General features: G+C 72.1%; 21 protein-coding genes. 4 read left to right on the top strand and 17 right to left on the bottom strand.

The window, feature by feature from the left end; translation table 11 throughout:
* Window positions 1-263: 263 nt before the first annotated feature.
* From ACGFN2_RS27730 to ACGFN2_RS27670, 13 genes are read right to left on the bottom strand one after another with little or no spacing between them, the layout of a single operon-like run.
* Window positions 264-560: a putative quinol monooxygenase gene (locus ACGFN2_RS27730; RefSeq protein ID WP_362604177.1), complete on the bottom strand. Its 297-nt coding sequence runs from the start codon at window positions 558-560 to the stop codon at window positions 264-266.
* Window positions 560-1519: an NAD-dependent epimerase/dehydratase family protein gene (locus ACGFN2_RS27725; protein WP_393365136.1), complete on the bottom strand. Its 960-nt coding sequence runs from the start codon at window positions 1517-1519 to the stop codon at window positions 560-562. Before ACGFN2_RS27725 ends, ACGFN2_RS27730 begins: the two co-directional genes overlap by 1 nt.
* Window positions 1512-2756, bottom strand: coding sequence for an MFS transporter (locus ACGFN2_RS27720; RefSeq protein WP_393365134.1), 1245 nt, complete (start codon window positions 2754-2756; stop codon window positions 1512-1514). The genes ACGFN2_RS27725 and ACGFN2_RS27720 overlap by 8 nt, the downstream gene beginning before the upstream one ends.
* Window positions 2753-4048, bottom strand: a complete 1296-nt coding sequence (locus ACGFN2_RS27715; RefSeq protein WP_393365132.1) for a hydrolase — start codon at window positions 4046-4048, stop codon at window positions 2753-2755. The genes ACGFN2_RS27720 and ACGFN2_RS27715 overlap by 4 nt, the downstream gene beginning before the upstream one ends.
* On the bottom strand, window positions 4045-5307 hold the full coding sequence (locus ACGFN2_RS27710; protein WP_362604169.1) for an ATP-grasp domain-containing protein: 1263 nt from the start codon (window positions 5305-5307) through the stop codon (window positions 4045-4047). Before ACGFN2_RS27710 ends, ACGFN2_RS27715 begins: the two co-directional genes overlap by 4 nt.
* Before the next feature lie 56 nt (window positions 5308-5363).
* Window positions 5364-6311, bottom strand: a complete 948-nt coding sequence (locus tag ACGFN2_RS27705) for a transketolase (protein ID WP_362604167.1) — start codon at window positions 6309-6311, stop codon at window positions 5364-5366.
* Complete coding sequence (locus ACGFN2_RS27700; RefSeq protein ID WP_362604166.1) at window positions 6308-7126, bottom strand: thiamine pyrophosphate-dependent enzyme; 819 nt, start codon at window positions 7124-7126, stop codon at window positions 6308-6310. Before ACGFN2_RS27700 ends, ACGFN2_RS27705 begins: the two co-directional genes overlap by 4 nt.
* Window positions 7123-8979: a M20/M25/M40 family metallo-hydrolase gene (locus tag ACGFN2_RS27695; RefSeq protein WP_362604164.1), complete on the bottom strand. Its 1857-nt coding sequence runs from the start codon at window positions 8977-8979 to the stop codon at window positions 7123-7125. The genes ACGFN2_RS27700 and ACGFN2_RS27695 overlap by 4 nt, the downstream gene beginning before the upstream one ends.
* Window positions 8976-10043 carry an N-acetyl-gamma-glutamyl-phosphate reductase gene (gene argC, locus ACGFN2_RS27690; RefSeq protein ID WP_362604162.1) on the bottom strand — a complete coding sequence of 356 codons (1068 nt, stop codon included), beginning with the start codon at window positions 10041-10043 and terminating at the stop codon, window positions 8976-8978. Before argC ends, ACGFN2_RS27695 begins: the two co-directional genes overlap by 4 nt.
* On the bottom strand, window positions 10036-11355 hold the full coding sequence (locus tag ACGFN2_RS27685; protein WP_393365128.1) for a DegT/DnrJ/EryC1/StrS family aminotransferase: 1320 nt from the start codon (window positions 11353-11355) through the stop codon (window positions 10036-10038). The genes argC and ACGFN2_RS27685 overlap by 8 nt, the downstream gene beginning before the upstream one ends.
* The gene (locus ACGFN2_RS27680; RefSeq protein WP_393365126.1) at window positions 11352-11981 is read right to left on the bottom strand and encodes a degT/DnrJ/EryC1/StrS aminotransferase; all 630 of its coding nucleotides are present in this window, start codon (window positions 11979-11981) and stop codon (window positions 11352-11354) included. Before ACGFN2_RS27680 ends, ACGFN2_RS27685 begins: the two co-directional genes overlap by 4 nt.
* A gap of 13 nt (window positions 11982-11994) precedes the next feature.
* Window positions 11995-12864 carry a RimK family alpha-L-glutamate ligase gene (locus ACGFN2_RS27675; protein WP_362604156.1) on the bottom strand — a complete coding sequence of 290 codons (870 nt, stop codon included), beginning with the start codon at window positions 12862-12864 and terminating at the stop codon, window positions 11995-11997.
* The gene (locus tag ACGFN2_RS27670; RefSeq protein ID WP_362604154.1) at window positions 12861-13049 is read right to left on the bottom strand and encodes a lysine biosynthesis protein LysW; all 189 of its coding nucleotides are present in this window, start codon (window positions 13047-13049) and stop codon (window positions 12861-12863) included. Before ACGFN2_RS27670 ends, ACGFN2_RS27675 begins: the two co-directional genes overlap by 4 nt.
* A gap of 279 nt (window positions 13050-13328) precedes the next feature.
* On the opposite strand from ACGFN2_RS27670, the gene ACGFN2_RS27665 reads away from it, so the two are divergent.
* Window positions 13329-16415: a BTAD domain-containing putative transcriptional regulator gene (locus tag ACGFN2_RS27665; RefSeq protein WP_393365123.1), complete on the top strand. Its 3087-nt coding sequence runs from the start codon at window positions 13329-13331 to the stop codon at window positions 16413-16415.
* A 29-nt stretch (window positions 16416-16444) separates the two neighbouring features.
* Here the strand turns inward: ACGFN2_RS27665 and ACGFN2_RS27660 are convergent, their stop codons facing one another.
* A complete protein-coding gene (locus ACGFN2_RS27660) occupies window positions 16445-16597 on the bottom strand; it encodes a hypothetical protein (RefSeq protein ID WP_362604150.1) in 153 nt (50 codons plus the stop codon).
* 96 nt (window positions 16598-16693) lie between these two features.
* Window positions 16694-17611, bottom strand: a complete 918-nt coding sequence (locus ACGFN2_RS27655) for a LysR substrate-binding domain-containing protein (protein ID WP_393365120.1) — start codon at window positions 17609-17611, stop codon at window positions 16694-16696.
* Between the two features lie 100 nt (window positions 17612-17711).
* Between ACGFN2_RS27655 and ACGFN2_RS27650 the strand changes: the two genes are divergently transcribed.
* On the top strand, window positions 17712-18992 hold the full coding sequence (locus tag ACGFN2_RS27650) for an MFS transporter (protein WP_393365118.1): 1281 nt from the start codon (window positions 17712-17714) through the stop codon (window positions 18990-18992).
* Between the two features lie 34 nt (window positions 18993-19026).
* On the opposite strand, the gene ACGFN2_RS27645 is transcribed toward ACGFN2_RS27650, so the two are convergent.
* Both ACGFN2_RS27645 and ACGFN2_RS27640 read right to left on the bottom strand, forming a co-directional pair.
* The gene (locus ACGFN2_RS27645) at window positions 19027-20049 is read right to left on the bottom strand and encodes an adenosine deaminase (protein ID WP_362604144.1); all 1023 of its coding nucleotides are present in this window, start codon (window positions 20047-20049) and stop codon (window positions 19027-19029) included.
* Window positions 20050-20154: 105 nt separating this feature from the next.
* The gene (locus ACGFN2_RS27640; protein ID WP_362604142.1) at window positions 20155-20784 is read right to left on the bottom strand and encodes an NADAR family protein; all 630 of its coding nucleotides are present in this window, start codon (window positions 20782-20784) and stop codon (window positions 20155-20157) included.
* A 202-nt stretch (window positions 20785-20986) separates the two neighbouring features.
* Between ACGFN2_RS27640 and ACGFN2_RS27635 the strand changes: the two genes are divergently transcribed.
* Both ACGFN2_RS27635 and ACGFN2_RS27630 read left to right on the top strand, forming a co-directional pair.
* A complete protein-coding gene (locus ACGFN2_RS27635; protein WP_393365116.1) occupies window positions 20987-22504 on the top strand; it encodes a gamma-aminobutyraldehyde dehydrogenase in 1518 nt (505 codons plus the stop codon).
* Window positions 22505-22632: 128 nt separating this feature from the next.
* A complete protein-coding gene (locus ACGFN2_RS27630) occupies window positions 22633-23880 on the top strand; it encodes a spermidine/putrescine ABC transporter substrate-binding protein (protein ID WP_393365114.1) in 1248 nt (415 codons plus the stop codon).
* Window positions 23881-23896: the final 16 nt, after the last annotated feature.

Below are 23896 nucleotides of genomic sequence, written 5' to 3'. Positions count from 1 at the left end.
TCAGAGGTGCGGTGAGGCGGGGGCGCCCCCCAGCCGCAGGTCGCCGACCCCGTCGAGGATCTTCTCCGAGGACGCGACATGGCGGCCCGCGGCGCCGGACGGCACCAGCCCGAAGGTGTGGCGTTCCGGGACGAACAGGTCGGTGACCTCGAAGTCGTGGGAGCCTGCCGCGCACCCCAGTGCTCGTGCCGAATCGGCGGGTCCCGCGAGGGCGTGCGGGGCCGTCGGTGAAGACGGCCCACACCCCGTCGCCCTGTCGTCTGCTACTGCGCGCCGCGCACCGGGCTGCTCGGGTGCACCTCGCGCTCGATGCGCGGCATGAGCTCCGGGAGGTAGATCTTCTGGATGGCGTCGCCGGAGTCGTGAGCCTCCCAGTGGGAGCGGCTGGCCCAGCGCTCGACGAGGACGAAGCGGCCCGGGTCGCCCTCCGACTGGTAGGCCTCCCAGCTGACGCAGCCGTCCTCGGCGAGGCACAGGGGGCGCATGCGGGCCAGGGCGTCGGCCACCGGCGCGATGTCGTCGGTCTCGGGGACCCGGACGATGACGATGAGGTCGAACATCACTGCTCCTTGGAGTGGGGGGAGTCGGCGAGGGCGTTGCGGGCGACCGCGGGCAGCCACTCGGCGATCGGGGTGAAGCGGTAGCCGAGGGCCGTCGCCCGGTCGTTCGCCATGCCGAAGTCGGACGGGCAGGAGAACGGGGACAGGCCGGGGTCGCCGGTGGGATCGTCCTTCTCGATCACGTCGGCGGTGAGTCCGGTCGCGCTCTCCACCGCGGCGCAGACGTCATAGACGTCGGCGGTGTCCGGAGAGGCGACGTTGACCGCTCCGATGGCGTCGGAGAGGGCCGCCCAGGCGAGGAAGCCGGCGGCCTCGTCGGCCCGCACCAGTGAGGTCCGGCCGGGCGAGGTGTGGGCGACGACGGGCCGCCCCTCCCTGACGTGGTCGAGGTGGAACTGCAGCCGGCCGGTGAAGTCGCCCTCCGCGGCCAGGACATGGGCGACCCGGGCCAGCAGCACCGGCACCTTCGCGGAGCGGGTCAGCGCGGCCTCGGCCTGGCGCTTGCCCTCGCCGTAGTGGGCGTCCAGGTACCCGGGGGTGTACCAGGGCAGGCCGGTGTCGAAGTCGTAGGCCGCCGGGTCGAGTTCCTCCTCGCGGGCGCGGGCGGCGAACGGCGGGGCCGGGAACCGCCAGCGGAAGGTGTCCTTGTTGTACACCTCGATGGTGCTGGTCATGACGATCTTCCCGGCCCGGTCGCCGAAGGCCTCGCACACCTCCACGGCGTCGATCGGCGTGTAGCACATCTGGTGCACCACCGCGTCGAAACGCTCCCCCGCCACCGCGGCGGTCAGCTCCCCGGGGACGGTCACGTCGGCGCGCAGCCGCCGTACCGCGTCCCCGAAGGCGTCGGGGGTCCGCCCGCGGTTGACCAGGGTGACCCGGTGCCCGTCGGCCAGCAGTTGCCGGACCAGCACCTTGCCGAAGTACCGGGTGCCCCCGATGACGCAGATATCAGACATTCTCCCTCACCTTCTCCTCGTTCTCCGTGCCTTCCGTGCCCCCGGTCTGCTGCGGCTCCCCGGCCGCGCCGGAGTTCCGGCCGCTCAGGCAGACGAGTGCACAGCCCGCGGCCAGCACGGCCGCGACGTACCAGTTGCCGCCCACCACATCGAGGGAGCGCGACAGATCGAACAGGATTCCCGCGGCGAGGGAGCCGACCATGTTCCCCGCGCTGCGGAAGAAGTGCATCGCGCCCATGGCCCTGGCCAGCCGGTGCTCAGGGACCCTGCGGGCGATCCAGAGGTCGAACGACGGCACGAAGAGAATCTCTCCGAGCACCACCGTCAGACAGCCGGCCACCACCCAGGGGCCGGTGCGGCCGGCCCCGAATGCGACGAACGCGAGGGTCATCCCGGCCAGGCCGACGGCCATCACCGCCCCCGGGCTGAACCGCTTGTTGAACAGCTTGAACAGCGGGTACTGGAGCACCAGGATGCTGAGCCCCGTGATCCAGAACGGCGAGGACGGCGCCCACCCCGGGACGTACGCCGCCATGTGCAGCGGGATGCCGACCACGAAGCCCAGGGACAGGAACCAGAACGCGGCGGACAGCAGGAAGTAGCGGGTGGCGCCGCGCACTTCGATGCCCTTGAACGCCGCCAGGCTGAACAGCGGGGCCCGGTGGCCGGCGGCCGCCGCGCTCCCGAAGCCGTCCCGGGGGATCAGCGCCGAGGCGATCAGACAGAAGCCGATGAAGAACGCGAACACCACCGAGAACAGGGTCCGCAGCTCCACCTCGGCCAGCACGGCGCCCAGCAGCGCGCCCCCGAAGAGGCCGACCTGCCCCGCCATCTGGAACGCGGAGAACGCCTTGGGGCGTTCGTCCTCGGGGAAGGACACCAGGACGTTCTTCAGCCCCGGGAAGGAGGTCCCCGATCCGAAGCCGATGAAGAACGCCAGCACGCTGAAGGCGAGCACGCCGTCGGTGAACCCCATGAGCCCGAGCGCCAGGGCCTCCATCGCGGTACCGAGGAAGACGCCGCCACGGACGCCGCAGCGCGCCGCGATCCCCTCGTAGCAGAAGGTGGCGAGCAGCCGGCCGACGTAGGTCATACACATGACCACGCCCGCCCAGAAACCGCTGTCGGTCCCGCCGAGGGTGGCGACGAGCACGGGGAACCAGATGTAACTCCCCACGTTCGCGAGCAGGATGCCCCCGGTCACGCCGATCAGGGCGCGCTTGCGTTCCTTGATCAAGACTCCTCCTTCCGGTCCGTCCCGGCCGCACGCAGCCCGGCGATGGCACGCGTGACGGCCTGCCGGTCGATCGGCACACCCCGCACGACGGTGCTCAGCGGGAGGGCCGACAGCGGCCGGCCAGGGGCGTGCAGGTTGTAGGTGGCGGCCGCGCCGACGCTCAGCGGATGGGCCGTGCCCGTGCCGCCGCTCAGCTCGTCGAAGTAGCGGCGGCCGCCGACCGTCGCCTGGTGCCGCAGCGGCCCGTCGAGCGAGGCGTCGTCGCCGCGCAGCAGGCCGAGTTCGCTCAGGAACGAGTAGCCGTGGTACGCGCCCGTGTTGCCCGAGTCGGTACCGATGAGCAGCGTGCCCTCGCGGAGCGTGGCCAGGGCGTTGCGGCGCATGTCGGCCAGGGCCGCCGTGCGGGTCTCCTGGCAGCCGTACTCGATGCCGTAGGGCTTCTCGATGGCCTGGGAGAACTCCAGGTTGCGGAGGTCCTGGGTCTCGGCGAAGCCCTCGCGCCCGTACTCGGCCCGGAACTCCTCACCCGTCATGATCATGGTGCGCAGACCGGCCAGGGTGGAGACGAACCGGGCCCCCTCGAACTCCTTCCAGTCGGCCGCGTCGAGCGTCCGGTCCCGCACGGTGTGGGCGAAGAGGCGGAAGCCGCACTCGTAGGCCCAGCGGGTCTCCTGGAGGGTGTTGCAGTCGATGACGGCGGTGACGCCGCGCTCCGCGGCGATCCGGGCGGTGAACTCCAGCACCCGCCGGGACAGCCGGGAGAACTTCACCGGGCTGTCCGGCTGTTCGGTGCCGTCCGTGAACATCACCTTGAGGAAGGTGCCGCCCCGTTCGACGTTGGAACGTATCGCGTGTTCGAGGTCGGTCTCGGTGGCGATCATGTGCACCGGGGCCGGGAACTCGACACCGTGGCCGGTGAGGCCGGCGGCGTTCGTCATCGCGGTGGCCGCGTAACCGCAGTGCACCAGCTCCGGGTAGGGCAGCGCCGACTCCGCGGCGCCCTGCTCCCAGTCCTCCTGGACCAGTGGGAACCCGAACATGTCGACGACATGCGTGACCCCGCTGTACAGGTACTGCAGCGCGACGATACGGGCGTCTTCCAGCGAGTCGTCGAAGTTGGCGGGGAGGCCCACGTGGGCGTGCGTCTCGACGTAGCCCGGCCACAGCTCGGGCGTCGCGAGGTCATCGGCCGTCCGCTCGGCGACGGGGCGGATACCGGAGAAGTGCCCGTCCTCGACGGTGACGTCGAAGACCGCCGTGGGGTCCAGCTCCGGGATCGCGACGCGCGTCATCGGGCCACCTGCACGGCGATGGTGAACTCGATGTCGTCCAGGGCCGCCTGGACGCGTCCGGCCGCCTCGTCCCGGTCCCGGCCGGTGAAGATGAGGTGGCCGAGCCAGTCGAAGTTGCTCTTCGACAGGCGCGACACACGACGGCCCGGCTTGGCGTAGGCGAGGGCCTCGACGAAGCCCGGGGTGTCCTTGATCCGGTCGAAGCCGACGGAGACCAGCTCGCCCTCGACCGGGGAGCCGAACCAGTGGCCGCTGGCGATGACGTCGCCGGGAATCGGCAGCTCGGGACGCTCGCCGAGGGCCTGGCGGATCACCTCCAGGTAGGCGTTGACGCCGCTGGAGAGCTCCATCAGCTGCGGCACGATACCGCCGGTGAGCCGGCCGTTGACCTCGCACAGCACCGGGCCGTCCGCGCCGAGGAAGTACTCGGCGTGGATGAAGCCGAAGTCGATGCCGAGGCCCTTGAGGACCTGCTCGTTCATCGCGTACAGCTCGTCCTGGAGCGGGTGGCCGCGGAAGTAGGTCAGGCCCATCTCGATGAAGTACGGGAAACCGCTCAGATTGCGGTCCGTGATGCCGAGGTTGACGATCTCGCCGCCCTGGAGCACACAGGCCTCGACGGAGACCAGCTCGCCCTCGACGAACTCCTCGACCACGATGTCCGGGATACGGGTGACCCCGCGCCCGTAGTCGCCGACCGACGCCAGCTCCGCGAGGTAAGCGGCCAGCTCCTCCTCGTCGCGGAGCAGCAGGACGTGCAGGCTCGCGGTGCCGTCGGAGGGCTTCACCACGCACGGGAAGCCGATCTCACGGACCGCGGCCTCCATGGCGTCGCCGGACGTGGGCTCGGCGACGTGCACGAAGCGCGGCTGACGCACGTCGGTGTCCTGCAGGGCGAGCCGGGTGCGGTGCTTGTGACGGGCGTTGAGGGCCGCCTCGACGCTCATGCCCGGCAGACCGAGGGAGCGGGCCACCGACGCCGCGTGCACCGTGTGGTACTCGCTGTAGGTCATGACGCCGTCCACCGGCTTCGCCGCGTGCACCTCCTTGGCGAGCCGCTCCAGCTCGTCGATGGAGAACACCGTCTCGCTCTTGATCACCTCGCACCGGGTGTGCGCGAACGCGGCCTCGGCCAGCGGCGAGGCGCCCAGATAGAAGCCGGGGTCGGCGGACACGAAGGTCACGTCGTGCCCGAGTTCCAGGGCGTTGGCGATGCCCGCGATGCCGTTGGGGTTGCACTCGATCATGAGGATATGCATGGGAGGTTCCTTGTCTTCAGGGGGTTTCTGGGCTGATGCGGAGAGACGGGCGGGGGTCAGCTGACGCGGCCGCCCGTGAGTACCGGACCCGGGGCGCCGGAGCGCATCCGGGCCACCGCCGACAGCACGGCGGGCAGATCGAAGCCGAGGCGGGCCATGACCTCGTGGTGGTCGCCGCCCTCGGCGGGCCAGTCGTGGCCCGCGTTCACACCCGCCACCTCGCAGCGGGGCAGCAGCAGCGCGAGCGCCTCGGCCACTCCGCCCTGACCGCGGTGCTCCTCGACCACGACGAACCGCGTGTGCCGGCCCGCCAGTTCCGCGGCCGCCTCGGCCAGATGCGTGTGGTCCACATAGGTCAGATGCGCGTGGGAGACCCCGGTGGCGGAGCGGGCGGCCAGCGCCAGGCGGGTGCCCTCCTCGCCCACCGAGACCAGGCAGACGTCCTCGGGCTCCGCCGCGGATTCCCAGTTGACCAGGGGGATTCCGGCGCCGGGCAGGGGCAGCGACTCGTCCGCTGCATTCCGGCCCGTGCGGATGTAGTGCGGCCTGCCGCTGCGCACCGCGGACCGGACCACCGCCCGCATCTCGGCCTCGCCGTAGGGGGCCGCGATGGTCACGCCGGGGATACTGCGGAGCACCGCGAGGTCCTCCAGGCAGTGGTGGGTGGTGCCGAACCAGGCACCGGACACGCCCGCGTACGGCGCCACGACGGTGACCCCGGCGTTCAGGTAGCCCAGCGTCAGCTTCAGGCTCTCCGCCGCGCGCAGCGCCGCGAAGGGGGCGAAGGTGCTGACGAACGGCTTGTACCCGCCGGCCGCCAGCCCCGCTGCCATGTCGACCATCGCGCCCTCGGCGATACCCAGGTTGAAGAACCGGTCCGGGTGGGCGGTCTGGAAGGGGTGCTTCTTGCCCCCGAGGTCCGCCTCCAGGCAGACGACGGCGGTGTCCTCCGCGGCGAGGGCGGTCAGCTCGTCCCGGTAGGCGTCACGACCGGAGAGGGTCATCGGATCGCTCGCTTCCACTTCGCGGCGCGCACGGCGTCGATGGTCACGTAATGAGAGCCGGCCCTGCCCTCCACCGCCGGCACGCCCTTGCCCTTGACGGTGTGGGCGATGACGGCGAGCGGGCGGCGGGCGGCCGACCGGTCCGCGGCGAACAGCTCGGTCAGGGCGGCCAGATCGTGCCCGTCGGCCTCCACGGCCTCGAACCCGAAGGCGGCGAACCGCTGGGTGAGGTGCGGCAGCGGCGAGATGTCCGCGACGAGCCCGTCGTTCTGCCCGCCGTTGCGGTCCACGACGAGCACGAAGTTGCCCAGCTCGCGCGCCGCCGCCACCTGGCAGGTCTCCCAGACCAGCCCCTCCTGGAGCTCGCCGTCGCCCGCGACGGCGATGCCCAGGCCGCTCCGTGCGCCGATCCGGCGGGCCAGGGCCCAGCCCGCCGCGTACGGGACGCCGTGTCCGAGGCTCCCGGTGGGGAACCGGACACCGGGCACCTTGGGGCCCGGATGGCCGGTGTAGGGCCGGCCCGCCTGGCCGTACAGCGGCGCGGGGTTCTCCGGCAGCACGCCGCTGACGTGCAGCGCGGCATACAGGCCCGCGGCGGCGTGCCCCTTGCTCAGCACGACCTCCGTGCCGTCGCCGGCCGAGGCCCGGTGCAGGGCGGCGATGAGGATGTCGAGCACCGACAGGCTGCCGCCCAGATGGCAGCCGCGCTCGGACGCCGCCATGTCGACGACCAGCCGCCGGGCCTCCAGGGCCCGTTCGGCCAGGGTGGCGGCGAGCACCCCGGCGCCGGCGGGACTGTCGAGTACGGCGGTCATCGCCGGCTCCCTTCCGGAAGAGCGAACCAGCGGCTCACCGCGTCGGCGAGCAGCGCGCGGGCGGTGCGGTACTCCTCGCCGCCGATGCGCTCCTCGTCGGTGTGATCGAGGGCGGAGTCGCCCGGCCCGTACGCCACCATCGGCACGTCGTGCCAGGTGGTCGCCAGGGTGTTCATGTCCGACGTCCCCTTCTTCACCACGAACCGGGGCCGGACCCCGGCCTCGGCGAAGGCCCGGACGAAGGCCTTGGCCAGCGGGCCCGAGCGGCCGCCCTGGTGGCCCGGTGTGGCCCGCAGCGCCTCGATCCCGACGCCGTCGCCGGCGTGCCGGAGCGCGGCGGTGCGCAGCGCCTCCAGATCGGCTCCCGGCGGCACCCGGAAGTTGAGGGTTCCGTGGGCCCGGTCGTGTTCCCGGCCGCGCTCGCAGCGGATGTCGATGACCGCGCTGAGTGCCTCGGGCGCCTGCGCGAGGACCGACGCGCGGATCTCCCCGAGGACGCGGATCAGGCGGTCCGGGGCCGACACCGCGTCCATGCCGGCCGAGTGACCGGTGGGCACCGAGGCGGTCACCGCCAGTTTGAAGAGCCCGAAGTAGCCGAGGGTCAGCTTCCCCGAGCCGCTGGGTTCACCGATGACGACCGCGTCGGCCGCATGGTGGTCGCGGACGTGGAACGCGCCCTTCGAGGAGGAGATCTCCTCCTCCACCGCGCCGATCACGGTCAGTTGGCCGTCCTCGGGCACGGCGGCGTCCGCGAGCACCTCCAGGAAGGCGGCGAGGCTGCCCTTGGCGTCGACGCTGCCGCGCCCCCACAGCTCACCGTCCCGCCACTCGGCGGGCCGGCGGTGCGGGACCGTGTCGAGGTGCCCCAGGAGCAGCAGCCGCCGCGCACCGGTGCCCCGGGACGCGACGAGGTTGCCCGCCGGGTCGACATGGGCCTCGATGCCCCGCTCGCGGCACCACTCGGTGAGACAGGAGGCGAGTTCCGCCTCGTCGCCGGAGACCGAGGGCACACAGACCGCGCGGGTGAGCAGGTCGAGGTCGTCGGCGGGCCCCCGGGTGCGCCAGAACCGGGTCCACCCGGACGGCTCGCCCATGGTGTGCGGGCCGGTGATGGCCACGTCGGCGCTGCTGCCCTCCAGGGCGATCTCGGCTGCGCGCACCTTCTGCCGCATGCGTCCGCCGGCGTACCGCGCCCCGTCGCCCGGGTAGGCGTCGCGCAGCGTCGAGTCCGGCACGTCCGGGTCGGTCAGCAGCCCCGCGGTGCCGGTGACCAGCCGGAGGTGGTCGGCGTCCAGGGCGACCGCGAGCACCGCGGCCAGCACGTCGGCGTCCACGTTCAGCGGAGCGCCGCCGTCCCGGTCCGCGACCGGTGGGGACAGGCAGACCACGTCGTACGTGTCGAGCAGGGCGTTCAGCGCCGCGGAGTCGACCTCGGCGGGCACCCCCGCCCGGTGGTCCCGGACCACGACGGGGCGGCCTTCGGCCGACAGCGCCTTCAGCGGGCGGTTGCTCCGGCCGGCGACCAGGCCGCCGCGCGCACCGACGGCCGTGAACACCCGCAGGCCCAGGGCCCGCAGGCCCCGTTCCACGGCGGGCAGGGTGACCCGCTCGTAGGCGTCGACGAGGTGGTCCATCTCCTCGGGAGGGCAGTAGCGCACCACGTCGCCGTTGGTCAGCCGGAGCGTGGGGACCGGGCGGCCGATGGCGGCGTAGTGGCGTTCGATGCCGGTGGCCCCGCCCGCCACCAGGAGCACCCGGGCGCCGCGGGCGGCGACATCGGCGATCTCCTTGTGGACGGCCTCGCGGTCGAGCGTGGCACTGCCGGCCTTGATGACATACAGCGGCCGGCTCATGGCGACACCGCCGTGACCGGCAGCCCGGCCGCCTCGTCGAAGCCGTGGATGAGGTTCATGGCCTGGATGGCCTGGCCCGCCGCGCCCTTGATCAGGTTGTCGAGGGCGGCCACCGTGACGCACTGACCGTCGCGGACGGCGACCGCCACCTCGGCGACGTTGGAGCCGGTGACGGCCTTGAGCATCGGGAAGTCCTGCGGCGCCTTGGGCGCCGGGCGGACCCGCACGAACGGCCTGCCCACGTACGCCTTGGCGTAGGCGCGCTTGACGTCCAGGGCGGTGACCCCGGGCCGCAGTTCGGAGTAGGCGGTCACCATGATGCCGCGCGCCACGTCCAGGCTGTGCGTGGAGAACCGCAGATCGACAGCGGCGCCCGTGAAGTCGGCGAGGGCCTGCTGGACCTCCGGCGCGTGCCGGTGGCCGTGCAGCTTGTGCACCCGGAAGTTGCCACTGCGCTCGGCCGGCGGCTCGCCGCTCCCGCGGCCGCCGCCGGTGGACCCGGTCTTGGCGTCGACCACCACCCGGTCGGCGACCAGCGGACCGGCGCCGGCGAACAGCGGGTACAGGGCGTAGACCGTGGTGACGGCCATGCACCCGGGCAGGCTGACGAACCTGCTCTCGGGGATTTCGGGGCTCAACTCCGGTACGTAGTAGGCGAAGTCCTCCAGCGGCGGGTGGGACGCCGTCCCCGGGTAGTGCCTGCTGACCTCCTTCGCGTCGCGCAGCCGGAAGTCACCGCCCAGGTTCAGCACGCGCTTGGCCCGGTCGGCGACCAGCGGCAGGTGCGCGGGCAGCGCGCCGGTGGGCAGGCAGCCGAAGGCGACATCGACGGTGTCGGTGTCCGCGAGCTCGGCCAGCGGCCGGAACGTGAGACCGGCCGCCTTGGGGTGGTTGCGCAGCCAGGGGTGGCTGCTGCCGACGGTGGTGCCCGCGGCGCGCTCCGCCGAGAGGAACGCGAGTTCCACCTGCGGGTGCTCCAGGAGGAGCCTGATCACCTCGCCGCCGGTGTAGCCGCTGGCGCCGAGGACGGCGACGCGGAGCTTCTCGTGCGCTGCCTCAGCCAAGGCGGGCCGCCTTGTCGTAGGGGCGACTGTAGTCGCGGGTCTCGACGAGCTTGCGAATGGCGTCCGGGCGGCGGGCGACCTTACGGAAGGCGTCGGCGTACCGGAGGATGCGCTCGTACTCCACCGGGGAGCGCAGCTCGCGGCAGAGGACGAGGGTGCTGTCGAGCATGCCGAGGGTGACCGGGAAGTCCTCGGGCCGGTGGTTGCGCACGGCACCGGGGTTGAGGGTGAACGGGTAGCCGTTGCCGAAGCCGTCCCGGTGCTGGAACGGCAGGTGGCACGGAATCGGGGTGTTCTGCCACTCGCGGGCCGGGACGCCCTCGGCGACCAGGAGTTCGTGCACGGCCTCCTTGACCGCGAACACCGGGATGTCGCCCAGGCCCACGGCCTCGGGGTGCAGGGTGGTGCGGTACATGTTGTACGCGTGGACGTGCCCGCTCGGGACGTGCGGCGGGGTGAACAGGCCGGTCTCGGCGAGGACTTCGCCGAGCAGCGCGGCATTGCGTGCCCGGATCTCGTCGTAGTACGGCAGCCGCTTGAGCTGGCTGGCGCCGAAGGCCGCAGCGACCCACGACATGCCGTAGTCGATGCCGTGCCGCTCCAGGTAGGCCAGCGCCCGGTCGAAGCTCTCCTCGGTGGCGAAGAACGCGATGCCGCCCTCGCCGCCGAGCGGGAAGTTCTTGTCGGCCATCAGGCTCTGGCCGGCGGCGTCTCCGATGGAACCGGCCACCTGCTCGCCGACCTTCGCCGAGTGGGCGTGCGAGGCGTCCTCGACGAGGGCGATGCCGTGCCGGTCGGCGAGGGTGCGCAGGGCCGACACATCGGCGGGCAGGCCGTGCACGTGCACCGGCATCAGTGCGCGGGTGCGGTCGGTGACCGCGGCGGCCGCGGCCTTGGGGTCCATGCAGTAGGTGACCGGGTCGATGTCGACGAACACCGGGACCGCGTGCGCGGCGACGACGGCCTGCGCGGTCGCGATGAAGGTGAACGCCGGCACGATGACCTCGTCGCCGGGCTGTACACCGGCGCCCACGAGGGCCATGTGCAGGCTGGAGGTGCCGCTGGCCGTGGGCAGTGCGTGTGCCGCACCGACGTAGGAGCGGTACGCCTCGGCGAAGTCGGCGACGACCTTCCCGGGCGCCTGCCGCTGGGCGAGCATCAGGTTGAAGACGTCTTCCTTGGTGATGACCGGGAAGAGGGTCCGGCGCGACGCCTTGGGGATCAGGGCCTCGCCGCCGAGGGCGGCGAGTTCGGAGGTGAGTTCGGCGGGGTCGGGCAGGGGCAGCGGGGCTGCCGGGAAATCAGTGATCATGAGCGTGCTCCGGTGGGAGTGGCGGGACGTGCCGCCTGGGTCAGGGCCATCCGCACGCAGGCGGCCACGAGGGGGCTGAGCCGGTAGTTGAACTGGACCCCGGGCACCAGCGAGGCGTCGGCCTCCTCCTGCGTCCACATCGTCCGCAGGTCGTAGGCGCCGAAGATCTTCAGCCGCTCGGCGCGGGCCCAGACCCTGTCGTCGTCGGTGAGGACGGCGGCGGCCGGCCCGAAGCCGAGCCCGGTGAGGTCCACGACCAGAGCGGGGGCGGTCGATGCCCGGGTCAGCTCGCCCAGCTGGTCGGCGTTCGCGGAATCCAGCGACACGTAGTCGCACGCGGCCGGCCCCGGGGCCCCGGCGGTGACGCCGAGCCAGTTGAGGAAGCGGCCGAGCGCGGCGTCCGGTTCGGGGACGGCGGCGGTGTCGCCGTGGCCGATGCCCTGGCCGGCGAGCGCCGCGTGGACCGCGGCGGTACGGCTGTTGACGAGCACGGCCCGTGCGCGTCCGGTCTGCTTGGTCAGCAGTCGTTCCAGTCCGGGCAGTTCCCGGTCGCTCTTCTCGATGCTCATGACCACGCCAGTGGTGAGGACGCGGGCGAGCACCGTAGCGGTGTCGAACAGTTCCATGGGTTTCTCCGTGTCACACGGCCGAGGCCGTGAGGGTCTCCGCGACGTAGGCGGCGAGGTGGCCGGCCACGTTCACTCCGTGCTGGGCGGAGGAACGGGCGAATTCGGGATTGGCGTTCACTTCGAGCACGAGCAGCCCGCCCGTGGACCGGTCCTCGACCAGGTCCACCCCGTAGAAGCCGGGGCCGAGGGCGTCGACGACCTGGCCGCAGAGCTTCTCCATCTCCACGGTGACCTCGACGCGACGGACCTCGGCGCCCAGGTGGGTGTTGGTGCGCCAGTCGTCCGACACCCGCTGGATGGCCACCACCGGGGTCCGCCCGACGACCACCACCCGCAGATCGTGGCCGGGCTTGTCGATGTACTCCTGCACGACGACGGGGAACTGCTTTCCCATGGCGTCGGTGGACTCGCGGCCCGCGGCCCACGCCTCCACGCAGTCGAGGTGGGTCATCTTGCTGACACCCCGCCCCCAGGAACCGCTGACCGGCTTGACCACGGCGGGCATGCCCATGTCGGCGACGGTCTTGCGGACCTGGTCGAGGCTGAAGGCGTGCCGGGTGTCGGGGTGCGGAATTCCGTGCTGCGCGAAGAGCAGCGACTGCAGTCCCTTGTCGTTGCACGTCTCGATCGTCGCCGCGCGGTTGAGAGTGGGGACTCCGGCGTGTTCCAGGCGGCGGGAGACGCTGATCGCGTCCCGGTGGGAAAGGTTTCTGATCAGGGCGAGAGCGGGCGGGCCGGGGTGGCCCGCCACGATCTCGGCCAGATCCTCCATGAGCAGCGGTCGCGCCGTCAGACCCTGGTCACGCAGTGCGCCGAGGAGCAGCTTCTCCTCCGGGCGCAGCATCGTGACCGAGAGCAGGACCTGGTCGGAGGTCGTCACTCGCCCCAGTCCTCTTCCACCTCGGGGGCGAGGTCCAGGCGTATGCCCGTCGCGGACTTCTCGACGACCTCGTGCTCCTGGCCGCAGGCCCCGCACTCGGTGATCTCACCCTTTTCCCAGTCGTCGCGCACCTCGAATTCGGTGTCGCATACGAGACAGCTGGCGACAGTGGTCGCAAGTGCCATTTCCCTGACTCCCTTGTGTCGAATTGCTTCGCAGGAATTGCCGGCGTCGTGGATTGCGCAGGAATTTCGTTCCGAGCGCATTCCGGGGCCGCCGCCTCCGGCACCGGTGGATGCCTCGCGATGCTTGGTAGAGCGCCACTTCCGGTGGCTGCGAGAAGCCTGCCGGGCGGCGATACCGCTCACCTACCGGTCCGATACCGCTCGCTGCGGCAGCCGCCCGAAGCTGTCGCTGTGGGTGTTTGGCCTGGTATCTTCCAGTCAGCACAAGGGGGGTGCACAGTGACGGGCGCGGAAAACCGCGGGCTGCGGTTCAACGTTCTTGGATCTCTGGAATGCCTGGCTGACGGGCATCGGATCAAGCTCGGCGGGCCGCTTCAGGAGCGCATTCTGACGTACCTGCTCCTGGAGTCCGGACGGACGGTGTCCATCGAGCGCCTCATCGAGACGGCTTGGGGAGAATCCGCACCCGATACCGCCAAGCAGCAGGTGCGCAAAGCCGTTGCCGACCTCCGGCGGCGCATCCCCGGGGGACCGGCGCTGATCGTGACCGAGGACGCCGGCTACCGGGTGTCCGTGCAGCCGCTCCAGGTCGACCTGCACCTCTTCTCGCACCATGTCCAGCGGGCCGCTTCCGACCGCTCGGAGGGCGAACTCGGCGCGGCGGCAGGGGAGTTGCGGCAGGCCCTGGCGAGGTGGCGTGGCCCGGTGCTGAATGGGACGGGCGGACCGGTCCTCGACGCGGCGTCCACCGTGCTGGAGGAACGGCGCCTGGCCGCGGTGGAGGAGCTCTTCGCGCTCAGACTCCAGCTGGGCGAGGACAGCGACCTCGTCAGCGAGTTACGCGAGTACGTCGCCGCCTACCCGCTGCGCGAGGGCCTGCGCGGCCAGCTGATGCTCGCCCTGTACCGCACCGGACGGCAGGCCGAGGCCCTCCACGAATACGCTGCCGTAAGGGACTTACTGGCGGACGAGCTCGGGATCAGTCCCTGCTCGGACCTGGCCGGCCTGTTCGAGAAGATTCTCCGGGCCAGCCCCGAACTGGACACGCCCTCACCGGCGCCCGCGGCTCCTGCCCTCCGGCCGTCCGAGGGGGCGTGGGCCACCGAGAGCGCCCCGTGCACCCTGCCGTACGAACTACCGGACTTCACCGGACGTCACCTGGAGCTCACGGCCCTGCTCGACCGGGGACAGGCGGGCCAGGGGGTGCGGATCGTCGCCGTCGACGGGATGGGCGGCGCGGGCAAGACCACCCTCATCGTGCGTGCGGCCCACCGCCTGGCCGCCGCGTATCCGGACGGGCAGCTCTACATCGACCTGCGCGGCTTCACCCCGGGGGAACATCCCCTGGTACCCGAGGAGGCGACGCGCATCCTGCTGCGCGCCCTCGGAACACCCGCCGGTGCCGTCCCCGACGACACCGAGAGCCGATTCGCCATGTGGCAGGCCGCCTCGGCCTCGCGGAGACTGCTCCTCGTCCTCGACAACGCGGCCGAAGCCGCCCAGATACGCCCGCTGCTGCCCGTCACGTCCGAGTGCCTGGTCCTCGTGGCCAGCCGCTGCCGCCTGCTCGACCTCGACGGGGCCCACTGGATATCGGTGGGTACCCTGCCGCCGCAGGACAGCGCGGCGCTGCTCACCCGGACGCTGGGCGAGGAACGCGTGGCCGCCGACCCCGAAGCCGCCAAGTCACTGGCCACCCTCTGCGGGCATCTGCCGCTCGCCCTGCGCATCGCCACGGCCAGGCTCCACAACCGCCCCCGCTGGACGCTGCAGTACTTCGTCGACCGGCTCCGCGAGGAGGACGCCCTGCTCACGGAGCTGCGTTCCACCGAGCGCAGCGTCGCCACGACCATCCAGCTCTCCTACGAGGCCCTGGGCGAGGAGCACCGCCGGGCGTTCATGCTCCTCGGAGTGCACCCCGGGCCGAACTTCGACCCTCACGCGGCCGCGGCCCTCACGGACATGACGCCCAAGGACGCGGAGCAGATGCTGGAGGACCTGCTCGACTCGCAGCTGCTGCAGCAGCACGAGGCGGGGCGGTACTCCTTCCACGACCTCATCCGCAGCTTCGCCCGCAGCCTCTGGGACGACTCCGTGCGGCACGAGAAGGACACCGCGGTCGGCCGGCTGATGAACTACTACCTGGGCGCCACCAATGAGGCGTGCCGGATTCTGTTTCCCGGCCTGCGCCAGTACGCGTCCGCTCCGACCGGCAGCGCGCCGGGGCTGCCCGCGCTGCGCACCGCACAGACCGCCCGCCGGTGGTACGAGCGGGAGAGCAGGGCCCTTCAGGCCACCGTCCGGCTGGGGCAGCGGCACGACTTCCACCGGCTGGCCAGCTACCTGGCCAGGAACACGGTGCTCCACCTGCACGCGCAGGGGGCCATCCGGGACTTCCGGGAGCTGGCGGAGGTCGCGGTGGCCGCGGCCCGCCGGGCGGCCGACACCCAGGCCCTGTGCCTGAGCCTGGCCAACCTGGCCTCGGCCCATCAGATACTCGGCGAGTTCCGGCTGGCGGCGGAGGCGGCGGAGGAGGGTCTGCGGGTGGCCCGGTCGCACGGGGACCCCGTCAGTGAGGCGGCCTTCCTGGACCTGCTCGGCTGGGCACGCATCGTGCTGGGCGGCCTTTCCGAGGGGTACGACCTCCTGCTGCAGGGCATCGGGCTGCACCGCGAGTTCGGAACCCCCAGACGGGAGTCCATCGCCCTGTGCAATCTCAGCACCCTGCACCTGTGGCACGGCCGGACCACGGAAGCGGTCTCCGCCGCCGAACGGGCCGTCATGCTGTGCCGGGAGGTCGGGGAGCAGGAGCACGAGGTGGCCGCCCTCAACGACCTGGTCATCGCGCACCTGGGCGGAGGCGACGACGCGGCGGCACAGCGGTACCTCGACCGGGCCCTGGCGCTCGGCGAGGAGTCCGCGATGCCCAGGAACCGGGCCATGTCCCTGGCGCTGCGGGCCGTTCTCCACCAGCGGAGCGGACAGAGCGACGAGGTGATGACGTACCTCGATCAGGCACTCGCGCTCGTCGGCCCGCTGGGCACGGTGACCTGGCAGTGCGAGGTCGAGAACATCGCGGGACTGGTCCACCAGCGCGGAGGGGACCACGAGAAGGCGCTCGGCCTGCACCGGAGTGCCCATCAGAGGGCACTGAGCATCGGCTACCGCATGGGCATGGCGTACGGACTGCACGGCATGGCGAAGGCCGAGAAGTCGCTGGGACGGCACGAGGTCTCCCGGGAGCACCTGCGCAGCGCCGAGGAACTCTTCGCCGCCATGAACATCCCCCGGGCCGCCCTGCGCTCGCCCGACCGTGCGCCTGTGTGCTGCACGCTCGGCTCCTTCTGCTGCAGCACACAGGCGTAGGGCACGGACCGGCCGGCCGGCCCGGCCCCTCACTGGTGGCCGGAGCCCGGCCCCTCATTGGTGGCCAGAATCTGCACACCCTTCCCGGCCCCGTCGGCCTCGGAGTGGTGCACCACCGCTCCGGTCCCGAAGACGACGGCCAGGGCGACCATCCCGATCAGGCCGGCCAGCTTTGTACGCATGTTTCCCCCTTGATGTGCATGATCCCCTCGAACGGAACAGATCGTCGCGGAACAACAGTCCGTTTCTGTTCCGTCCGGATACCGCCGCCACCGGAGCTACCCGGAGGACGCGGTACCGGTCACGCCCATCTCGCGCGCCAGGGCCACCGTCAGGGCACGGAAGACGCGCACTTCCGGGTGGGGATCGGTGGTGCGGGTGGCCAGCACGCTGTGCGCACGAGGGGCGTCCAGTACCGGTACGTACCGGGTGCCGGGCCAGGGGTAGTAGCGCGCGAAGGAGGCGAGTCCGGAGCCGGCGCCACGGCCCGCCGCCACGCTGGTGAGGATGTCCTGAGGGGTGAGGGCGCAGTCGGGTGCGCGGTGTCCGCCGGACTCGAAGTACAGGTAGTCGGTGAAGTCGCGCGGCGTGTGCCGGGGCAGCTGCAGGTAGGGCAGGTCGATGACGTCGGCCAGGTGGACACCGGTCCCGGCGGCGTCCGCGAGGTGGGAACGGGCCGGGACCGCCACGATCCGCTGTTCGGAGGTGAGGATGTCCACCGCCAGGCCCTCGGCTTCGAAGGCGGGGCGGACGAAGGCCACGTCCACGCGGTCCTCACGCAGCGCACTGAGGTGTTCGGTGAAGTTCAACTGGACGAGTTCCAGCGGCACTTCGGGGCGGGCGCGGCGGAAGGCGTTGACGGCGGCCGGGGTGACCTCGGCCGAGCCGTGACCCATGATGCCCACCCGGAGGACGCGGTCGGCCGCCGGCGGAGCGAGGGCGGCCCCGGTCACGTCCTCGACGGCCGCGTTTGCCGCGGCGAGCAGGGCGCGGGCGTGGGAGGCCAGCCGGCGTCCGGCGGCGGTCGGGACGACGGGGCGGTTGCCGCGGTCCAGCAGCCGGGTGCCGAACTCCCGCTCCAGCTGCTGTACATGCAGGGTGACGGCGGCCGGCGACAGGAAGAGCCGGGCGGCCGCCCGTCCGTAGTGCTCCTCCTCGACCACCGCCAGAAAGGAGGACAGCTTCCGCAGATCCATACGGGCCACGGTACGACCGCGCTGCGCCTGGTCACGAGGGCGTTCAGGATTCCTGAACGGGGGCGGCGCCGGGACCCGCCCGGCCCGTACAACGGTCGGCATGAGCAAGCACACCGCCCCGGCCACCCCGCCCGCAGCGTTCACCCCCACTCCGCCGACGGGCTCGGGCACACCCGCGCCCGCACGCCGGTACTGGCTGAGCGCGGGGTGGGTGATGACGGCCTCCGGCTGGAGCGCCAACCAGTTCTCCGCACTGCTGGGTTCCTACCGCAGCGAACTGGGCCTGACCACGGCCACCACCACCGCTCTGTTCGGCATCTACGTGCTGGGACTCCTCCCCGGCCTGCTGCTGGGCGGCCCCCTCGCCGACCGGCGGGGCCGCCGCCCCCTCGTTCTTCTCGCGCTGGGCACCTCGGCTCTGGCCACCTGTCTGCTGATGCTCGGCCCCGCCGCCTCCGCCTTCCTGTGGCCCGGACGCTTCCTCACCGGGATCGGTGCGGGTGCCCTGCTGTCGGCGGGCGGCGCGTGGATCAAGGAGCTGTCCTCGGCCCCGTACGGCACCGCCCCCAACCCGGGGGTGGCGGCCCGCCGTTCCGGCCTGTTCCTGTCCGCCGGCTTCGCGACCGGCGGCCCGGCCGCTTCCCTCATCGCCCAGTGGGCGCCGTACCCTCTGGTCACCGCCTATGTCCCGCACCTGGTCCTCTCCGCCGCCGCCGCGCTCTGCGCGGCCCGCGCCCCGGAGACCTCACCGGCTCACCCCCGCAGGGGCTCGGCGGCTCCCGCGCCCGGCGCGCAGCGCGAACAGCGTGCCGCGGCGGCCGAGTTCCGCAGGCTGGTCGCCCCCGTGGCGCCGTGGGTGTTCATCGCCCCGGCGGTGGCCTTCGCCACGCTGCCCGGTCTGGTCGACGCCGACCTGGCGGGCCTGCAGACCGTCTACGCCGGTGTGATCACCGCCGTCACCCCTGGCGCCGGCATCCTGGTGGCGCCCTTCGCACGCGCGCTGGCCGCCCGGCACCGCATCGCCACCGGCGTCATCGGACTGGCCGCCGTCGCCCTCGGGATGCTGATCGCCGCGCTCGCCGCGGCGCAGGCCCGGCCCCTGGTCGCCCTGCTCGCGTCGACGGTGCTCGGCGCGGGCTACGGCCTGTGTGTCGCCTACGGCCTCACCGAGGTCGCCGCCCTCGCGCCCACACACCGGCTGGCGCGGCTGACCTCCTCCTTCTGGGCGCTGGCATACCTGGGCTTCCTCGCCCCCTACGTGATCACCCTGTGCACCGGGCTCTTCGCACCGCCCACGCTCCTCATCGGCGCCGCCGTGCTCGCCGTCCTCACGCTCGTGGTCATCGCCTACCGCGGCACCCGTCAGGCGCAGGGGGGCTGATCCGAACCTGCCGCGGGCGCCATGGCCTCCGGCGCTAGCCGCGCCACGTCGCGGTGTAGTTGTCGATCTCGGCGGTCAGCCGGGCCTTGGCGGCGTTGTCCATGAAGGACGCGGCGACGGCGTTCCTGGCGAGGCCGGCCAGGCCGTCGGTGTCCAGCCCCAGCAGCCGGGCGGCGACGGCGTACTCGGTGTTGAGGTCCGTGCCGAACATCGGCGGGTCGTCGCTGTTGATGGTGACCGGCACGCCCGCCGCGACCATCTCCTTGAGCGGGTGCTCCTCCAGGGTGCGCACCGCGCGGGTGGCGATGTTGGAGGTGGGGCAGACCTCCAGCGGGATGCGGTGCTCGGCGAGATGGGCCAGCAGCCGGGGGTCCTGGGTGGCGCTGGTGCCATGGCCGATGCGCTCGGCGCCCAGGTCGTTGAGGGCGTCCCAGATCGTGCCGGGGCCGGTGGTCTCCCCGGCGTGCGGGACGGAGTGCAGACCGGCCGCGCGGGCGCGGTCGAAGTACGGCTTGAACTGCGGGCGCGGCACCCCGATCTCCGGGCCGCCCAGACCGAACGAGACCAGGCCCTCGGGCTGCAGGTCACAGGCGATCCTGGCGGTCTCCTCCGCGGCCTCCAGCCCCGCCTCACCGGGGATGTCGAAGCACCAGCGCAGCACCACGCCCAGCTCCGCCTCCGCCGCCTTGCGGGCGTCCTCGATGGCCTCGACGAACGCGCCGTCGGGGATACCGCGGCGGGTCGAGCTGAACGGGGTGAGGGTCAGCTCGGCGTAGCGGATCTGCTGCCGTGCCATGTCCCGGGCGACCTCGTACGTCAGCAGCCGGACGTCCTCGGCATCGCGGATCAGGTCCACGACGGAGAGATAGACCTCGATGAAGTGCGCGAAGTCGCGGAAGGTGAAGTAGTCGGCCAGCGCCTCGGGGTCGGTGGGGACGGCGGAGTCGGGGTGCCGCGCCGCCAGCTCGGAGACGATACGGGGCGAGGCCGATCCGACGTGGTGGACGTGCAGCTCCGCCTTGGGCAGGCCCGCGATGAAGGCATCGAGATCGGACAACGGTTCCTCCTGGTCAAAGGGGCGCACGGTGCGCGGAACGGCCCAGCCATGCTATGCGGCGCCGGGAGGGCGGTGGGGGCGTGGGGGCGCGGGACCGGACCGGGGCTAACGCAGCGGCTCCGCACCGCCCGCCTCCCGCAGCCGCTGCCGGGCCGCCATCAGCGCGAAGCCCAGCAGGTTCAGACCCCGCCAGCGCGCCGGATCGCCGGCCCGCTCGTCGTCGGCCGCGAGGCCGATGCCCCATATCCGGTCCAGCGGGCTGGCCTCGACCAGCACCCGGGAGCCCGTGCCGAGCAGGTACTCCCGCAGCGCGGGGTCCTGGCCGAACTTCTGGACGCTGCCCTCGACGACCAGGCCGAAGCGGTGCCGCCGCCAGGTCTCCTCGTCGAAGCCGCGCACCCGGCGCCCGGCGTCCTTGGCCTGCTTGGGGTGGCCCGCCGCGAGCGCCTGCCGCTCCGCCTCCGCATCGTCGAACAGCCGGGCCTTGCCGGCCATCATCCAGTGCTCGGCGGTGGCGTACCGGACCCCGTCGACCGTGAAGGGGGCGGGCCACCACTGGCTGAAACAGCTCGCGCCGAGGCTGCCGTCCCGCCGTGGGCCGTGGCCCCAGAAGTGGACGTACTTGGCGCGCTTCCCGGCGGCCGCCGCCCGCCGCAGCTCCTCGACCGAGCGCGGACCGTCCGCGGCGCCTTCGGCCGCGTCCCCCGTGGTGATCCCCGTGCTGTCGTGCATCATGCCGGGATTCTGTCAGCGGGCACTGACAACGTGTCGGGGCTCCTGCGGAGGAAAACGCGTAATCCGTCGCGTAACCAAAAGGCAACAACGGAATCCCTTGTTGAGGCTCTGCTCCTCTGCCAAGATCAGCCATCGATTCCGGAAATAGCTACGCCCGACAGAGCCGCCGAGCGGCCCCGGCGCCCCGGCGGAGGAGAGCACCATGGATCACCGATTCGATGTCACCGAGCGGTTCGCCGAGGGCGCGCAATTCATCGCGGGGAGTCTCCGCTCCGGCAGCTCCGGCCGTACCCAGGACGTCGTGGACCCGGCGACCGGCGCGACCGTGTACTCCTACGAACTCGCGGGGACCGCGGACGTCGACGCGGCCGTGGAGGCCGCCCGGCAGGCGTTCCCCGAGTGGGGCGGCGCCACCCCGGGGGAGCGCTCCGACACCCTGCACCGCTTCGCCGCCGCGCTCACCGAGGACGCCGCCGACCTCGCCCACGCGGAATCGCTGAACTGCGGAAAGCCGATCAAGCTCAGCGAGGAGTTCGACGTACCGGGCTCGATCGACAACGCCGCCTTCTTCGCGGGCGCCGCCCGCCACCTGGAGGGCAAGGCGGCCGGGGAGTACAGCGCCGACCACACCTCCGTCATCCGCCGCGAGCCGATCGGCGTGGTCGGCTCCATCGCGCCGTGGAACTACCCGCTGCAGATGGCCGCCTGGAAGGTGCTGCCGGCCATCGCCGCGGGCAACACCATTGTCCTCAAGCCGGCCGAGATCACCCCGTTCACCTCGCTGCTGTTCGCCCAGGCCGCCCAGCGCGCCGGCCTGCCCGACGGAGTGCTGAACATCGTCTCCGGGGCGGGCCGGGACGCCGGTGAGCGCCTGGTCGGCCACCCCGCCGTCGCGATGACCTCCTTCACCGGCTCGACCGCGGTCGGCAAGCGGGTCGCCGAGATCGCCACCGGCACGGTCAAGCGGCTGCACCTCGAACTCGGCGGCAAGGCTCCGTTCGTGGTCTTCGACGACGCCGACCTGGAGGCCGCCGTCCACGGCGCGGTCGCCGGCTCGCTGATCAACACCGGCCAGGACTGCACCGCCGCCACCCGCGCCTACGTCCAGCGTCCGCTCTACGACGCGTTCGTCAGCGGCGTCGCCGACCTGATGGCGACCGTACGGCTCGGCGACCCCTTCGACCCGTCCACCGACCTGGGCCCGCTGATCTCGCACACCCAGCGCGACCGGGTGGCCGGCTTCGTCGACCGGGCGCGCGGTTACGCCACGGTGGTCACGGGCGGCGAGGCGCCCGGCGGCGAGCTGGCCAAGGGTGCCTACTACCGGCCGACGCTGATCGCCGGCGCCGCGCAGGACAGCGAGATCGTGCAGTCCGAGATCTTCGGCCCGGTGCTGGTCGTGCTGCCCTTCGACAGCGACGACGAGGGCATCGCGCTGGCCAACGACACCCCCTACGGGCTGGCCGCCTCCGCCTGGAGCCGGGACGTCTACCGCACCGGCCGCGCCACCCGTGAGATCAACGCGGGCTGTGTCTGGGTCAACGACCACATCCCGATCCTCAGCGAGATGCCGCACGGCGGAGCCAAGGCGTCCGGCTTCGGCAAGGACATGTCGGCCTACTCCTTCGAGGAGTACACCCAGGTCAAGCACGTCATGTACGACAACACCGGCGTCGCCCGCAAGGACTGGCACCGCACGATCTTCGGGGACCGCCCCTGAGGGACGCCCCGCCGGCACCACCGAGCCCCCCACCGGCCCCACCCGCGGGCCCCCACCCCGCGGCCGGGCCGCGCGGCATCGTCACCACCGGCCGAGCGCCGGGCTCACCCCCTGAAAGGGCACCGCGCATGGAGCACCACGAGCAGCCCGAACCCCTGTCCCCGGTCGAACTCGCCGCCGTGCGCCGCAGCCTGACCGACGGCCGGCTCGCCATGACCCGCCGCTCCCTGCTGCGCGCGGGCGCCGCCACCGCGGCCGCGGTCGGCGGCCTCGGTTCCCTCGCGGCCTGCGGCATCCCGCCCGCCGGCCGTACGGACGCCGGCCGGTCCACGGACCACTCCAGGGCGGAGAAGCGGATCAACTTCTCCAACTGGACCGAGTACATGGACGTCAGCGACGACGGCAAGCACCGGCCCACCCTGGAGCGCTTCACCGAACGCACCGGCATCGCGGTCAAATACACCGAGGACATCAACGACAACGACGAGTTCTTCGGCAAGATCCAGGCGCAGTTGGCGGCCGGCCAGGACACCGGCCGCGACCTGATCGTGCTCACCGACTGGATGTGCGCACGGATGATCTCCCTCGGCTGGATCGAGTCGCTGGACCCGGCCAACCTGCCGCACGCCTACACCCACCTCTCGCCGCAGTTCCGCAACCCCGCCTGGGACCCCGGCCGCGCGCACTCCTACCCCTGGCAGGGCATCCCGGCGATCATCGCGTACAACAAGAAGGCCACCGGCGGCCGCACGGTCGACTCGGTCAGCCAGCTGCTGGAGGACCCGAAGCTCAAGGGCCGGGTCGGCTTCCTCTCCGAGATGCGCGACAGCGTCGGACTGACCCTTCTGGACATGGGCAAGAAGCCCGAGGACGTCACCGCCGACGACTACGACGCGGCGATAGCCCGCCTCCAGAAGGGCGTGGACGCCAAGCAGATCCGCCGCTTCACCGGCAACGACTACACCACCGACCTGGACAAGGGCGACCTCGCCGCCTGTGTGGCCTGGGCGGGCGACGTCGTCCAGCTCCAGAACGACAACCCGGACATCGCCTTCGCCGTCCCCAAGGCCGGCTACATGACCTCCAGCGACAACTTGATGGTCCCGAACAAGGCGCGTCACAAGCAGAACGCCGAACGGCTCATCGACTACTTCTACGAGCCGAAGGTGGCGGCGAAGATCGCGGCGTACATCAACTACGTCTGCCCCGTGGAGGGCGTACGCGAGGAACTCGCCAAGATCGACAAGAAGGCGGCCGACAACCCGCTGATCATCCCCGACAAGGAGATGGCCGAGAGGTCCCACTCCTTCCGCGCGCTGTCCGCCAAGGAGAACAAGGCGTTCACCCAGAAGTTCTCCGACCTCACCGGCGCCTGAACCCCACGCCCCGGGC

The sequence above is a fragment of the Streptomyces sp. NPDC048612 genome (assembly GCF_043199295.1).
Taxonomy (GTDB): domain Bacteria; phylum Actinomycetota; class Actinomycetes; order Streptomycetales; family Streptomycetaceae; genus Streptomyces.
This window is presented reverse-complemented; position numbering and strand designations above follow the sequence as displayed.

Excerpts from the sequence above, each read along its gene's own strand:
- ACGFN2_RS27695 (WP_362604164.1), bottom strand. The coding sequence starts at position 8,979 with ATGAGCCGGCCGCTGTATGTCATCAAGGCCGGCAGTGCCACGCTCGAC.
- ACGFN2_RS27630 (WP_393365114.1), top strand. The coding sequence starts at position 22,633 with ATGGAGCACCACGAGCAGCCCGAACCCCTGTCCCCGGTCGAACTCGCC.
- ACGFN2_RS27655 (WP_393365120.1), bottom strand. The coding sequence starts at position 17,611 with ATGGATCTGCGGAAGCTGTCCTCCTTTCTGGCGGTGGTCGAGGAGGAG.
- ACGFN2_RS27725 (WP_393365136.1), bottom strand. The coding sequence starts at position 1,519 with ATGTCTGATATCTGCGTCATCGGGGGCACCCGGTACTTCGGCAAGGTG.
- ACGFN2_RS27705 (WP_362604167.1), bottom strand. The coding sequence starts at position 6,311 with ATGACCCTCTCCGGTCGTGACGCCTACCGGGACGAGCTGACCGCCCTC.
- ACGFN2_RS27640 (WP_362604142.1), bottom strand. The coding sequence starts at position 20,784 with ATGATGCACGACAGCACGGGGATCACCACGGGGGACGCGGCCGAAGGC.
- ACGFN2_RS27685 (WP_393365128.1), bottom strand. The coding sequence starts at position 11,355 with ATGATCACTGATTTCCCGGCAGCCCCGCTGCCCCTGCCCGACCCCGCC.
- ACGFN2_RS27730 (WP_362604177.1), bottom strand. The coding sequence starts at position 560 with ATGTTCGACCTCATCGTCATCGTCCGGGTCCCCGAGACCGACGACATC.
- ACGFN2_RS27670 (WP_362604154.1), bottom strand. The coding sequence starts at position 13,049 with ATGGCACTTGCGACCACTGTCGCCAGCTGTCTCGTATGCGACACCGAA.
- ACGFN2_RS27660 (WP_362604150.1), bottom strand. The coding sequence starts at position 16,597 with ATGCGTACAAAGCTGGCCGGCCTGATCGGGATGGTCGCCCTGGCCGTC.
- ACGFN2_RS27635 (WP_393365116.1), top strand. The coding sequence starts at position 20,987 with ATGGATCACCGATTCGATGTCACCGAGCGGTTCGCCGAGGGCGCGCAA.
- ACGFN2_RS27710 (WP_362604169.1), bottom strand. The coding sequence starts at position 5,307 with ATGCATATCCTCATGATCGAGTGCAACCCCAACGGCATCGCGGGCATC.
- ACGFN2_RS27700 (WP_362604166.1), bottom strand. The coding sequence starts at position 7,126 with ATGACCGCCGTACTCGACAGTCCCGCCGGCGCCGGGGTGCTCGCCGCC.
- ACGFN2_RS27650 (WP_393365118.1), top strand. The coding sequence starts at position 17,712 with ATGAGCAAGCACACCGCCCCGGCCACCCCGCCCGCAGCGTTCACCCCC.
- ACGFN2_RS27680 (WP_393365126.1), bottom strand. The coding sequence starts at position 11,981 with ATGGAACTGTTCGACACCGCTACGGTGCTCGCCCGCGTCCTCACCACT.
- ACGFN2_RS27715 (WP_393365132.1), bottom strand. The coding sequence starts at position 4,048 with ATGACGCGCGTCGCGATCCCGGAGCTGGACCCCACGGCGGTCTTCGAC.